This window comes from Bacteroides faecium, assembly GCF_012113595.1.
GTDB classification, from domain to species: Bacteria; Bacteroidota; Bacteroidia; order Bacteroidales; family Bacteroidaceae; genus Bacteroides; species Bacteroides faecium.
On record NZ_CP050831.1, the window covers coordinates 4,664,730 to 4,679,508 of the forward strand.

Below are 14,779 nucleotides of genomic sequence, written 5' to 3' on the forward strand. Positions count from 1 at the left end.
AATTAATAAAACTTTTTCAGAAAATCAACTCCGAAACAAAGTATGAATAGAGGCAGATAGTCTTTTAAAGCTACTCGCAGTAACTTCAAAGCCTGCCCGATTCTGTAATTGACAGTTTGTGGAGAAACCTTGAGTTTTTCGGCTATCTCTTTGTGAGTTAAACGATGATTACGGTTCATTTCATATGCTTTCCGATATTCTTCAGGAAGTTGTTTTAACGCTTCTTCGTAAAGTCGCAGGAGTTCATTTTCTAAATAGAAATCCGGATTGCTGAATTCACCTTCGTATTTTTCTACTATTTCCTGATGTACTTTCCGTTTAATCTCAAAATGGGAGATACGGTTCAGTGCTTTGTTTTTGACTATCGTAAAAAGAAGGGTTTTCAATGTCAGTTCCGGCATGAGACTGGAACGGTTTTCCCACAACCACATCATTGTTTCCTGCACAATTTCCTCAATCTCTTCCTGCTCGGCAACGTACTGCGAGCAGAAGGCGCACAATCGTCGGAAGTAATGACGGTAGACCGCGTCAAAAACTTTTTCTTCGCCTGCTTTCAGAGCATTGATGACAGATTTATTGTTATTAATATCTAGAAATATTGGAGATTGTGACATTCTCTTTTGCTTTTGTAAGACAAAAATAATGAAAGAAGTAGAGAAAAGAAATAAAAACAGGAGAAAAATATTTTTTTCTTTTTGAGTTTAGTATATTTGTGCAGCCAACTGTATTACTACAAAGGTATTATATTTTTTATTGTAAAAAGATTGAATAGACATGGATGAAATATTCTTGTTGAGTTATCTACGGGGTGAATGTAATGACGAGGAAGCCGGACGGGTGGAAGCCTGGTGCAAGGAAGCGCCGGAGAACCGGAAAGTTCTGGAACAGCTATACTATACTCTTTTTGTAGGTGACCGGGTAGCGATGATGAATGCCGTAGATACAGAGGCGTCATTAGATAAATTTAAATCGGCTGTTCGGGAGAAAGAAAAGAAGGCCAAACGGAAGAATATGTCAATCCGTTGGGGACGTTATAGTACTGTGGCTGCTGCTTTCCTTGCCGGACTTGTTTTTGCAGGCGGGCTTACTTGGGGGCTGGTATCTAATAAACTTTCGGACTATGAGGTGCTGACTGTTGCAGGACAAAGAGCACAGACTGTACTCCCGGATGGCAGTAAGGTATGGCTGAATGCATCTTCAAAATTGGTTTATCATAACTCTTTCTGGAGTTCGGACCGCCAGGTTGACCTGTCAGGTGAAGCTTATTTTGAGGTGGCTCATGATAAGCATGCTCCGTTTATAGTAAACAGTAAGCAAATCAAGACATGCGTGTTGGGGACTAAATTCAATGTGCGGGCACGCGAAGAAGAGAATAGGGTAGTGACTACTTTGCTTCAAGGATTGGTTCGGGTGGATTCTCCACGGACAGAGGATAATGGCTATTTGCTGAAACCGGGACAAACATTGAACGTGAATACGGATACTTATCAGGCTGAACTGATTGAGTATAACCAACCTACGGATGTTCTTTTGTGGATTAACGGCAAACTGATGTTCAAGCAACATTCGCTATTGGAAATTACCAATGTCATGGAGAAGTTGTATGATATTAAATTTGTTTATGAGGATGATGCTCTGAAAACTGAACGATTTACTGGTGAATTCTCAACTGATAGCACACCGGATGAAATTCTTAATGTTTTGATGCATACTAATCATTTCAACTATAAGAAAAACGGACGGGTGATTCGGTTGATAAAGAAGAAATAAAACGGAGATATTTATAGAAGAAAAGAGTGTTTGAGATAGAAGGCATGTCGGGTTAGCTGGCATGCCTTTATTGTTATAAAAATAGATAAGGGGGCACTTTTTATACTTGGGGATTTAACAGCTCTACTGTCTTATTCATAACCGTGCGGATTTGAATTAAATAAGCAAATTCATCGGTGCAGAAATTTCCATTTAACTAATAACCGTGTATGAAAATGCTCGAGTATGAAATCACTCAAATTGATAAACTGAAATAATAGGTTAAATACCCATGAAAATAATGTGAGCCTAGATAAGCACATCGCTCTTTCTACAGTTGATTGAACGATGTGCTTGGTTTAAGAGATTTTAATTCTCTATCTTAGTCTTTATTATTCGGCAGGGAATACAAACATTTTGCCACCGTTATCATCAAATCTGCCTTTCATCGGAAGATTCAGATTATCCTTATCGCCGTTGTAATAAGTAGCCCAGTTCCATATCATAGTATCATCCTCTGTGATTTCACCGGTCTCGTGATTACGTTTTAGCCCGTTACACGGATAGTAAAGCAACAATCCTTTTTCGTCCGGATTTACCATTTTCCAAGTAAATGCTTTGATTTGCTGTTGAGTGCGTGCGATATCCCAGAAACGAACTTCGCGGATATATTCGTTGGCGCCCCCTATCCAGAAACCAATCAGGCCATACTCTCCGTCCCTAATCTCACTGGATGCTACCAGATCGCCATTTACATACACATAAGTTATTTTACCGTCATACACAAACGTAAGCATATACCATTCATTGGGTTTAGCGGCAAATTTATTCTTCGGAACATCTATTTGGGCAGAACCCGTTTTTATTTGCAATTGATTGGGGTCAATGGTTACATCTCCAAACCGAGTGTAAATTTCATCATGAGGTCCGGCATTGGCAACCAGTTTTGTTCCCCCAATAGACCTATTGTTGGCATTGTATGCAGAACGCTTAACCATAGCTTCCATAGTCCATTGTTTCACCTTAAAGTCCTGTGGGAACATTTTGTCACTCTCACTTCCTGAGCCATTCATAAGAAGTACTTTGGTACGCGTACGTTTCTCTAGAATAAGCAACGCTTCTTCTTCACCCGGAATCGGAGAGGCAGAGCCATTAGACAAACGGATAGGCAATGCATAATCTCCTTTCAATGAAAATTTCAGATTTTTCAATGAAACCGGTATGGACTGCATAGCCAGATTGGGTTTGAAGTTCATAACAGTCGGCATCTCATACATTTCGGGCGGTAGCATCAGATAGGATGTGTTATTCTTCTTGTTGTATTCGTCAAGTTGTGTCTGGTCACCAACGATTAAAGGAACATCGAATGCTTTGTCCTCCTTTACCGTCAATCCGACTTTCACATCTTTGATGAAATATTCTCTACCCTCTTCTACGAAAATCTGAATAGGACCCTCAGCGGCAATGTATGCACCTTGACCGCTTCCGTTATCTTTTTGAGATTCCGTATATAATTCGTTCTGGCAACCTGCTAGAAGCAATGCACCGAACAGAGTCATAACTATTTTTTTCATTTTTCTTTCTGATTAAAAGTTTATTCAAATTTGCCGGGATAAACCTGGTTACCATAATAAAGAGCAGTTCTCAACCACTTGTAAGAAGGTTCGTTGGCAAAATCATACTCCATGTGATAAGTACCTATGCCACCGATTCGTTTGCCACTAGGCAAGTCCATCGTTGCATAATCAAAGAGTTGTGCCCCATAAATATACCTGAATTCAGGACGCACAGAACTGGAATAATAGGTAATGCCACCGGTTCTCCAACCTTGTTCAAACTCAGCTGTGATAATGGTTTTACGCTCCCAATCCTCTAAATGCGGATGATTGATTTTCCTGATAACACTATTTGTATTACTTTCCCAATAAGCCTGATAGATATAATGATCTATTAATTTAGATGTTTCTGTAGACAAAAGATCCGGTTGCCCATCCATTACCAGCATTCTGCCTGCAGGACGTAAACGGGCACTCAAAGTTTCTATAAAGGCTTGCATTTTTGTATTACCTTTCGGACTTATTTCCTGACCATTAGCTATGGTTCCCGAATGTCCATATCCCGGTTCGTAGTCAATATCAAAACCATCTATATTATATTTTTCAATAGTGTCACAAATAGCATTTGCATAAGCGATACTTCCTTTTACAGGATCACCCTCACCTAGTTCTTCTACCCAGTATTGGTGCATATCCTTACCTTGTGGAGTAATGGCGGAACCAATATCCTGAACAATCCAACAAAGCAGGGCTTTCCCTCCTTTTACCTCTTGGAAGAATTTCAAGTCTGCTTTCTGTTCGTCAGATAAGTAACCTCTGGCCCCCCACAGCGAAACAAAATCTACACTATCGGGCAACATCTTCAGATAATTCTGAGGATTCGTACCTTTACCGGTCCAGTTTCCATACCAGCCGAAACCCTTCACATGAGGAGTTTTACGGTACTCTCTGAGTTGGCGATAATATTCACGTTGCGAAGGCATTAAATCCTCCTCTCCCTGTGCTTCAATAAAAGGGATGTGGCGTGTTATATCTTCTTGTTCGGGGAACGTCACACGCTCTGTCTCTGTCCAATCAGAACAGGCTACAAAGCTCAAAGCTGCAATACCAATGTATAAATAATTACGTAATCTCATAATATTAATTGTTGTTCATTGATTATTAAAACAAGTAACTGAATGGTTATTACTGGACAGGCCTGCCGGAACGTACCCACCAAAGTTTAGTGCCCCCTTTATCCGGACCATTTAGCAAAGTAGAAAGAGACGACATATTAGGGTTGCCCTGATGTTCCTTTGTTGAAAAGCTGAAACGTTCCGGTGTCCGGGCTTTTGCATCTGCACCTATCTTATTGGGCAAGTTGCTGTCAAAGAGATCTGCCAGATAAGGATAACCTGTTCTGCGATATTCCGTCCACGCTTCTATTCCATTAGGATAGAGAGCAAGATATTTCTGAGTAATGATCTGTTGCAATTTTCCTTCTTCCGAAGCGGCGGCATCCCATTTGGGAGAAACGTTTCCGGCAGTGATGTCAAAACCGTAGGGATTAGAATAATTGGAATAATGATAATCACTCGTTGTCAACGCTGCCGGTTTCACACTGCCTTTGCTTAAGTAGGCAGTAGCTACTGCATCCGTAATGCCCCATTCTTCCATAGACATTTTCACGCCCGCTTCATACAAGTTCTTTACGTCTTCTGCTATCAAGTCATACAATGCCGCTTCAGCTTTTAAGAAATAAGTTTCGGAAGCTCTGAACCAATACAAAGGATCTGCATTTTCCACTTTGGGAGAAGATGCAAATTCTGCGCTATTCTTACCTGTTCCCTGTCCTTGAGTATTGCCGGGAGCAATGCAATAATATCCTTTTGTTTCGTTATATGTACCTTCCGTGTAGTACTTTTCCAAACGCGGATCGCTATAACCGGTAAGATAAGACCAAGCCGTGGCACCCATCCGGTTTTCTTTATAATCAATTGTGGCGATGAGAGAATTGAGTAACGGGTACTTGCTTGTATTACCGATTTTAGCTTCGTCAGCTTTGCTTTCAATCACGCCTCCATTCTTAGGGTCCAATGCTTTCGCAATATATTCTTTTGCTAAAGCTTCATTGACAAAGTGAACGCGGACTGCCATTCTCAGCATTAAGGAATTGGCGAGTTTCGTCCATTTCACGGGGTCCCCATCATAGATTAAATCATATTTGGGCATAATCTTCGAAGTCGCTTTGTTGAGAACATCTGCACAAGTAGCCAAATCTTTCAGCATAGCCTTATACACATCTTCCTGTTTGTCGAGTGCCGGAGCGATGTCACCGTTTCCTGCATTGGTATATACGATAGGACCGAAACAATCGGTAGCTCTTAACCAACCTGCAACTTTCACTACATTAAATATAGCCATAATTTCTTGTTTCTCAGGCTCATCGCTCGTCCCGATTTTTTGGTATATCTGCACCCAAGGCTGATATACTTTCATGTAAAGCTGTTCGTATGCATAGTTCATTCGATTGTCTGCAAAATCCCAAGTAGCTTCCGTGCCCAACCTCCAGTTGTTATTCATCCCGAAATAACCTATATACTGACCGGATGACATCACGTCCGTAACCGCCAGGTCATTGCCCGGTTCGGTTGTCTTACTCGGCGAGCCGATAGGAATAACCCGCTGTTGCATATCCATCAACTGTGTGCCGTATATCAATCCGCCTGCCTCCAGATCTCCATCTGTCACACCCGTAGTACTTTTATTTATGTCAACATAATCTTCACAAGCAGTTAAGAAACTTAGCGAAAAGATTAATAATAAGTATTTCTTCATTTTCATAATATCAATAATTAGAATCCAAATTTCAAACTAAATCCGTAAGTACGACTGCTAGGCAACATAAAATAGTCGTAACCTTGACCGAACGTACCCGTTGAAGCAGTTAGTTCAGGATCATATGGAGCTTTGTTGTAAATCATCCATAAATTGGTTCCATATACAGAGACGTTCACGTTTTTCACCACATTACCAAACCATTTGTTAGGCAGCGTATAGCCTATGCTGGCTTCCTGCAAACGGATATTGGTAGCTGAATAAACATAATAGGAGTCTAAATCGTAGATTGTTCCATAATAATCTTGCGGCTCCATCTTTATATTACCCAGCATTACATAGCCTGTCTCCCGCGCATCTGCAGATGCTTTTGATACGCCGAAACGGTCAAGCGTAGCTTGAGTTTTAGAAATCACGTTGCCGCCGATTCTTGCAGTAAACATCACGCTAGCATTAATGCCTTTATAGTTAAATCCATGTCTCCATCCCAGATTCCACTTCGGATTGACGGTACCTATTTTAAACGGTGTGGTATTCTCCGTGGCTATGGTTTGTCCGGGATTGTAAGGAATATAACCTTCGTCATTTTTCTCTACGCGCCGATCGGCATACAAAGCACCCACTTCACCACCTTCACGAAGACGGAAACGACCGAGTTTGATATCACTCAAATCCATCAGTTCGCCACTGACAGGATTCTTCACGTCGGAAGCCAGCTTCTTTATCTTATTCTTGTTGGAAGTGGCGGTGAAAGTCGTATTGTAGTTAAAGTCACCGAATGTCTGGTCGTAACCTAGCGTCAATTCGATACCTCTATTCTGCACATTGCCGGCTTGCACATACATGTATTTATATCCGCTGGTTCCCGGCATATCCGCTTTCAACAACTGGTTGTACGTGTTAGACTGATATATCGTAACCCCTAAAGTAACGGTGTTGTTAAACCATCTGGAGTCGATACCCAATTCGTAGGAGCGGGTACGTTCTGCCTTCAAATCACTTAAAGGATAATATTCGAAAGGAGCTACTGTACCATTTTCCAGTTTATGGGTAATGGTTCCCGGCGTCAGACCCGTAAATGGAATAGGAGAACCTACTTCGGTATAAGAACCTCTGATTTTGAAATAGCCTAATACCGGTTGTATGCTTTCACGAAGACTGTTCGGTAAAAGCTCGGTAACGATAGCCGAAAGACCTACCGACGGATAGAAAATCCATTCTTCTTTACTGTTCACCAGTTGCGACGGTTTATCGGCACGGCCGGTCAGTGTGAGATACAAAGCCGAATTCCATGAAAGTTCTGCCGAAGCAAAAGCTGCGAAGTTTTGTGTACGCGAATCGCCTCCTGTCTCATAAACACTGGCAACGGCTGAATTTACATTTCCATAAGTAAATTTATTGGGGACAAGCAATAAATCGCCGCCATAACCGTGACCTTTTGTATCATATTCCTCGAAAGATGCGCCGGCATTGACCGTAGCGTGGTAAATTTGGGCAAATTGCTTGTCGAAGTTTACCATAATATCGGCATATTTCTGTTTATAGAACTCATTGGAGTATCTATATCGGCCGTTGTCTCCCGCAAAGGTGCTGATGGTGGAAGCGTAACGCTTGTCTTCTGATTCGGAATATGTATTATCAATGCGGGCACGACCTGGAACATTCAAGTACTCCGTAATGTCATATTTCAGATTGGCATAGAGCATATAACGGTCTTTTGCTTCAGGACGCAAGTTGCGATAAGCAATCCAATAAGGATTTTGCACGTCCATACCCATGCCTCCCGGTTGCCAGCTTTGTTTATTATACCCTAACTCATTGTTGTAGCGTTCAAAATATTTTTCACTTTCAAAATTCATCCCTCTCGGATAGAGGTATGCCCCCACTATGGGATTAAAGTATGTACCGAAGGATATCATGTTGTTGTAGAACTCGCGCACATAACTGGCGGATACATCCAAAGTCAGTTTATCCTTTAGAAATTTAGCCGTATTGCGGAATGTTACGTTATACCGATGATATTTGTTATTTTCTACCATGCCGGTAGAGTTGACGGCCGATGCGGAGATATAGGTCTGGTTCTTTTCCGTCCCCATCGAGAGATTAAACGAATTGTTGAATGTAGCTCCGGTATTAAAAAAGTCTCTGGGTTCCCATGAAGACGGTTTTTCCATTTTATCGCCCCAAGAGAAGTAATCACCTGTCAGATTCCCATACGTATTTTGAAATTCCGGCATTACAAAGGGATTTGCGAACTCGACAGAAGAAGATACGTTCAGACGCATTGTACCTTCGGCGCCTTTCTTGGTATTAATCAGGATAACGCCATTGGCGGCATTGGCTCCATACAATGCGGCAGCCGACGGTCCCGTCAATACGGATAGGCTTTCGATATCGTCGGGATTGAAATTGGCGATGCCTTCACCGGACGTTGCTCCTCCGAAGCCGGTTCCGTCTCCCGAACGGTCGGCTTTATTTCCGATAGGAATACCATCCACTACGTAGAGCACATTGTTCTGACCTGCGATGGATTTGTTACCACGCATCACAACACGAGTACCACCACCTACACCAGATGCACTACGCTGTATGTTGACACCGGCGACTTTTCCATTCAGTGAGTTCATAAAGTTGGCATCTTTGACTGCCGTCAAGTCGTCACCTTTCACTTGCTGAACGTTATAGCTCAGTGCTTTCTCCGAGCGCTTGATACCCAATGCGGTAACAACCACTTCATCCAAAGTTTGAGTATCTTCACCCATTACAATTTTCAGGGGTTGTGTATTAGCCAGCGTGATTGCTTGGGAGAAACTGCGCATTATTGAAATCGCTTTCTGATTTTAGATAACTTTTATCATTTCTAATTATGTATATTTGATTTAATACTTTATTCTTTCATTTTTCAACAAACTGTCTTGCCCACAAGAAGTATGAGAACATACTGTTTCTGAAAAAAAGATAGCATATCTTTATAGCCTCAATGTGCTATTTTTAAGATTTCGTGGGAAAACAACTATTCTAGAAACAATGAATTAGAGAATAAATTGCATAAATGATAGAATTAATATGCGGAAATGCGGACTAATATTGCATAAAGTCATACATAATATGCATCTTTGCTTATGCAAAAGCCTTCATTGCTTTAAAACAAACGAAGTGTTCCTCGGTGTGCATCGATTCCTACCTCACCGAGGAAGGAATCGATGCACACCGAGGAAGTTGCAAAGAGGTTATGAAAAGTGATTTTATCTTCTAGTTCATCATAGGTATATAAAAATCAAAAATGTCAAAATGATAATATGCCAATCATAAACCCTTTAAATAGTAATTAAAAGCTTTAAAATTCATGCTATTTAATCAGAAAAGATTTCAAATGATAAAGATATGAAATTTCGTATTTGTAAATGCCGGAGCTTTTCTACTTTTATTAATATGATTGGTGCAATTATTACTTTCTCAGCAGTTTTAATATTCATTCTTTAAGAAGAGTTGTTTTTTAAGTGACTGATGATAAAAACCAGGCAGATATTGTTTTTACATAAAGTGTTTTATTTATAATATTTGACGCAAAATTATTAAATACTCCACGCAATATATTTAGTTTGTAACTAAAAACAAAACTAGAAACAAACTTTTATCACTCCAGATTTTTCACAGTCTGCTTTGTTGACTAATTAGAAAAATAATGTTTGTACATGCAATTTGCATGCATTGCCTTAGCTCAAAGATTAAAATCAGTTAGCAATTGAGCATTCTTGATCCTTTCTTCTTTCTCAAAATAGGCTAGGTAGTTCTCAGTAACAGTAAGATTAGAGTGTCCCAGACTTTCGGAAATATAAGAGGTTTTAGCACCAGCGCGTTTTAATACTGTAGCAAACGAATGTCTTGCAGTATAGGTCGTTAATTGAGCAATACCAGTATTTTGAGCTATTTTTTTAAGTCTTCTGTTACATTTGGTAACAATACGCCGGACTAACCTAATTTTTTCAAATGCATTTTCAGTCCCTTTGGCATATTTAAAGATATACGTTTGAGGGGTATGTTGCGGATTCCCCCATTTATGAATAATGTTCCACATTTCCGGAGTTATGGTTGCATGAATCTCTTTATTATGCTTTGCAGTCCTTGCTGTTTTTGAACGCATAAAACAAATTTCATCATTTACAATATTTGAATATTGAAGAAATAGTAAATCCATAAAATTAATGCCATTACATAAATAAGAGAAAAACCATAAATCCCGAAATTCTTCCAAATCGTTAGTTTCATCTTGATATGACATAACCTTCTTTATTTCAGGAAGAGTGAGAGCTAATTTACGTCCGCAACCTTCAGGTATTTCATATTTATTTTTCCCAAAAGGAAAAGATGATTCTTTTAGAATACCATCGCGTACAGCCCGATTTAATACACATTTCAAAGTCCGAAAATAAATACTGATACTTGAGTAGCTTTTACCTTCTGATAAAAAGAAACGTTCACAACGCTTAAGCCAATCTATTGTAATTCTATCTAGAGGAACATTTGTTCCACCAAAACTCTCTAAACTTTTTAATGCACTTTGATAACTCAAATATGTACTCGCTTGCTCATTATCCTTTAATTCTTGCATTTTTAGATTAAAGGCACTGCGTAAATTTACATCCTTTATCTGTTTACCTAACCTGAAGCTCAACGTCTCAATATTAAATTCCCCTTTCTGTATAAGTTCATTTACTTGTTGCTTAATATTAGAAAAACTGCTTTCTATGTCAGTCCGTATTTCTGTCAATAATCGGCTTTTTGCTTTAAGCAACCTTTCCCAGTCTTCTTTCGACAGTTCTTTTCCGGTTGAGTAATATTTTTGTTTTCTCCTAAATACTACTTGAACCTTCACAGGAAACAGTCCACTCTTTTTGGCTCTTCTGGTATCTAATATGGTTAATACTGAAACTCCATCTCTTGAATATTTGAACATAAAATGAATGTTTATATCTATACATTAATTTAAGCATAAAATGAATTGTATGCAAAATGCATGCAAAGGTAATAAATCAGCCGGATTATAATGAATGCATAATATTCTATTTATCAAATATTTATGTAGATATTTTTTGATTATAAATTTGATTTTCTTATTTATTTTCAAAAAAAATCGTATCTTCGTTTAGTAAGGTTACAATATAAAATGTACTACTATTGAATAAGCGCTTATGAAAAAATGTTTTAAGTGTAACCTTTAAATTTAGTGATTATGAGAGACAGAGATACATGAAACCTTTGTATAAGAAGCGATAACGCCGTGTATCGTTTTATTAAATTTTATCTAAAAACTATTTCTAATTAATAAGAATAAGATGAAAGAAATTATAAAACACAAGTTTCCGTACTTGTTATTCTTCCTTTTGTTGTTTTCGTGTTTTGCTTCAGTTTATGGGCAAGAACGAACGATCACTCTTAATCTATCAAAAGTACCCCTAAACACTGCATTGAAAGAAATAGAGAAGCAAACTTCAATGTCAGTAGTATATAACACAAATGATGTCGATATTAATCGCATCATATCTGTCAAAGTATCAAAAGAATCTTTGAATAATGTAATGAATCAATTATTCAAGGGCGTCAATACCAGTTTTTCAATAGTCGATAACCATATTGTACTTTCTGCTAAAAATACTAAAGTAGACCAACAGAAAAAAACACCGATTGCCGCAAGTGGTACTATAACAGACGCAAAAGGTGAACCGTTGATCGGAGTTAGTGTCTTAGTGAAAGGAACTTCAAATGGTACTATTACTGATATGGATGGAAATTTCAAAATACAAGCTACAAAAGGTGATGTACTTGAAGTATCCTATATCGGTTATGCCTCCCAAGCAATCACGCTAGCCAACGCACAACCTCTGAAAATTGTAATGGGTGAAGATACTCAAACACTGGATGAAGTGGTTGTTACAGCTTTGGGTATTAAGCGTGAGCAAAAGGCTTTGAGCTATAATGTTCAGCAAGTGAAAGGAGATGAGTTGACCACTGTGAGAGATGCGAATTTTATAAATGCCTTGTCTGGTAAAGTTGCAGGTGTTACTATTAATGCATCTTCGGCAGGTGCAGGAGCAGCAGCACGTGTAGTGATGCGTGGTACAAAATCGTTGGAAAAAGATGACAATGCTCTCTATGTTATTGATGGTATTCCGATGTTCAATGTCAATTCTGGTGATAATGCTGGGGGGACAATGAATAAACAGCCGGGAACTAATAGTGTAGCTGATATCAATCCGGAAGATATTGAGAGCATGACAATTTTGACAGGGCCTTCTGCTGCTGCATTATATGGTTCGGATGCTTCCAATGGTGTTGTTTTGATTACAACGAAAAAAGGAGTAGCCGGTAAGGTCAAGGTTACATATAGTAATAGCACTAGTTTCTCTTCTCCATTAATGATGCCCAAATTCCAGAATATTTATGGCAATCGTGAAGGAGAATCAATGAGCTGGGGTGGATTGTTAGAGACACCCACTAATTTCGATCCTTCGGATTTCTTCAATACAGGTGTGAATGAGATGAATGGCTTCACAATGACAACCGGTACGGAACAAAACCAGACCTATGCTTCTATATCGACTACCAATTCTACAGGTATTTTACCTAATAACGCATATAATCGTTACAATTTCTCTATCCGGAATACCAGTAAGTTCTGCGATAATAAATTGAGCCTGGATTTGGGTGCACAATACATTATTCAGAACAATAAGAATATGGTGGGAAGCGGACAATATTTCAATCCGCTAGTTTCACTTTATCTTTTCCCCAGAGGAGAAAATTTTCAGGAAGTACAGATGTATGAGCGTTATAGTGAAGCGCGTAATATAATGACACAGTATTGGCCGGAAGCTATTTTTGGAACAGCTTTGGATATGCAAAACCCGTATTGGATTATGAACCGTATGCAGAATCGGCTTTCAAAACGTCGCTATATGTTTAATGCCAGCTTAAAGTGGGATATCACAGACTGGGTAAATGTAACAGGACGTGTGAGGGTGGACAATTCTGACCAGGATTCGTTCGAGGAATATTATGCAAGTACGAGAGGCACTTTTACTGAAGGTAGTTCGAAAGGATACTATGGACATACAAAGCAAAATGACCGTTCAGTATATGCCGATGTGTTGGCAAGTATTAATAAAAACTTCTGGGATGATAAGATTTCCTTGAATGCCAATATCGGAGCTTCTATTAATGACATGCAGGAAGATGCCATGTATGTGAAAGGCGGATTAGCGCAGATTACTAATAAATTTCATATCGGTAATATCAATATGAATACCTCAAAGCGAAATGAAAGTAAATGGCATGATCAGGTGCAAAGTATTTTTGCCAGTGCCGAAGTAGGCTGGAATCACCAATTGTATCTTACGTTGACCGGGCGTAACGATTGGGCTTCGCAACTGGCTTTCACAAGCAAAGGCTCTTATTTTTATCCGTCAGTAGGTCTGTCATGGCTGATTAGCGAATCGTTTAAGTTACCGGAAGCCATTTCTTATTTAAAGGTACGTGGTTCATGGGCGGAAGTAGCCTCTTCACCTAGCCGTTATTTAACGCAGATGCAGTATACGTATAATGAGCAGACTAATACTTACGAGTATCCTGCTAACCATTATAATACAGACTTGAAACCTGAAAATACAAAATCATGGGAGTTTGGTTTGAATGCCAAGTTCTTGAAGAATCGGATTAATTTTGATATGACATTGTATCGCTCTAATACTTACAATCAAACATTCTATGTAGATGCTTCCGCTTCATCAGGATATAAGAAAAATATTGTTCAAACCGGAAATATCCAGAACCGGGGTATTGAATTAGCAGTTGGTTACTCGGATACATTTAATAAGGTGAAAGTTTCTACCAACTTTACTTATACAATAAATGAGAATGAGATTGTCAGTCTGGCTAATGGAGCAATTAACCAGGATACGGGTGAAGTCATTCATATGGATTATTATTCAAAAGGTACATTGGGTATTAGCGGTGGTCCTACTTTACGGCTATATGAAGGTGGAACAATGGGAGATATCTATATAAACCAGCGTTTACGCCAATCTCCTAACGGATATATATGGAGGGATCCTGCTGATGGAACTGTTGCTATTGAGAATACAGAGTATCGTAAAATAGGTTCGGTCCTTCCTAAGTATCATTTGGGATGGAATGGAAATGTCGCATGGAATGGCTTGAGTTTAGGCTTTGCTTTCACTGCCCGTGTCGGTGGACTGGTTGTTTCTGATACACAGGCTATGTTAGATAATTATGGTGTTTCCGAAACATCTGCCATTGCCCGGCAGAATGGTGGAGTTTGGATTGGTGACAGCCAGGTTGATGCTGAAGATTATTATAAGAAAGTTTCTACTGCTATTGGCACATACTATACTTATAGTGCAACGAATGTGCGTCTTTCCGAATTGAGCTTGAGTTATCAACTACCTAATAAATGGTTCCGAAATAAACTGAATATGACAGTAGGTTTGACAGGAAAGAATTTATGGATGATTTATTGCAAGGCTCCGTTCGATCCTGAAAGTACTTCATCTATTACTAGCAACTTCTATCAAGGTGTGGACTATTTCCAGCAACCTAGTTTGAAGAGTTTTGGATTTAATGTGAGACTTTCATTCTAA

General features: G+C 39.2%; 8 protein-coding genes. 2 read left to right on the forward strand and 6 right to left on the reverse strand.

The window, feature by feature from the left end; all coding sequences use genetic code 11:
- Positions 1-2 precede the first annotated feature (2 nt).
- Positions 3-614 (reverse strand): RNA polymerase sigma-70 factor, encoded by a 612-nt coding sequence (locus tag BacF7301_RS17305; protein WP_167964730.1) that lies wholly within the window; start codon positions 612-614, stop codon positions 3-5.
- 160 nt (positions 615-774) lie between these two features.
- On the opposite strand from BacF7301_RS17305, the gene BacF7301_RS17310 reads away from it, so the two are divergent.
- The gene (locus BacF7301_RS17310) at positions 775-1,770 is read left to right on the forward strand and encodes a FecR family protein (RefSeq protein WP_167964732.1); all 996 of its coding nucleotides are present in this window, start codon (positions 775-777) and stop codon (positions 1,768-1,770) included.
- Positions 1,771-2,141: 371 nt separating this feature from the next.
- Here the strand turns inward: BacF7301_RS17310 and BacF7301_RS17315 are convergent, their stop codons facing one another.
- From BacF7301_RS17315 to BacF7301_RS17335, 5 genes are all read right to left on the reverse strand, one after another.
- Entirely contained in the window at positions 2,142-3,323 is a 1,182-nt protein-coding gene (locus BacF7301_RS17315) for a BT_3987 domain-containing protein (protein WP_167964734.1), read from the reverse strand.
- A 20-nt stretch (positions 3,324-3,343) separates the two neighbouring features.
- The gene (locus tag BacF7301_RS17320; protein ID WP_167964736.1) at positions 3,344-4,441 is read right to left on the reverse strand and encodes an endo-beta-N-acetylglucosaminidase; all 1,098 of its coding nucleotides are present in this window, start codon (positions 4,439-4,441) and stop codon (positions 3,344-3,346) included.
- A gap of 49 nt (positions 4,442-4,490) precedes the next feature.
- Complete coding sequence (locus BacF7301_RS17325) at positions 4,491-6,128, reverse strand: SusD/RagB family nutrient-binding outer membrane lipoprotein (RefSeq protein ID WP_209319457.1); 1,638 nt, start codon at positions 6,126-6,128, stop codon at positions 4,491-4,493.
- An 11-nt stretch (positions 6,129-6,139) separates the two neighbouring features.
- Positions 6,140-8,941: a SusC/RagA family TonB-linked outer membrane protein gene (locus BacF7301_RS17330; protein ID WP_167964738.1), complete on the reverse strand. Its 2,802-nt coding sequence runs from the start codon at positions 8,939-8,941 to the stop codon at positions 6,140-6,142.
- A gap of 902 nt (positions 8,942-9,843) precedes the next feature.
- Complete coding sequence (locus BacF7301_RS17335; RefSeq protein ID WP_167964740.1) at positions 9,844-11,079, reverse strand: site-specific integrase; 1,236 nt, start codon at positions 11,077-11,079, stop codon at positions 9,844-9,846.
- Positions 11,080-11,458: 379 nt separating this feature from the next.
- On the opposite strand from BacF7301_RS17335, the gene BacF7301_RS17340 reads away from it, so the two are divergent.
- Entirely contained in the window at positions 11,459-14,779 is a 3,321-nt protein-coding gene (locus BacF7301_RS17340; protein WP_167964742.1) for a SusC/RagA family TonB-linked outer membrane protein, read from the forward strand.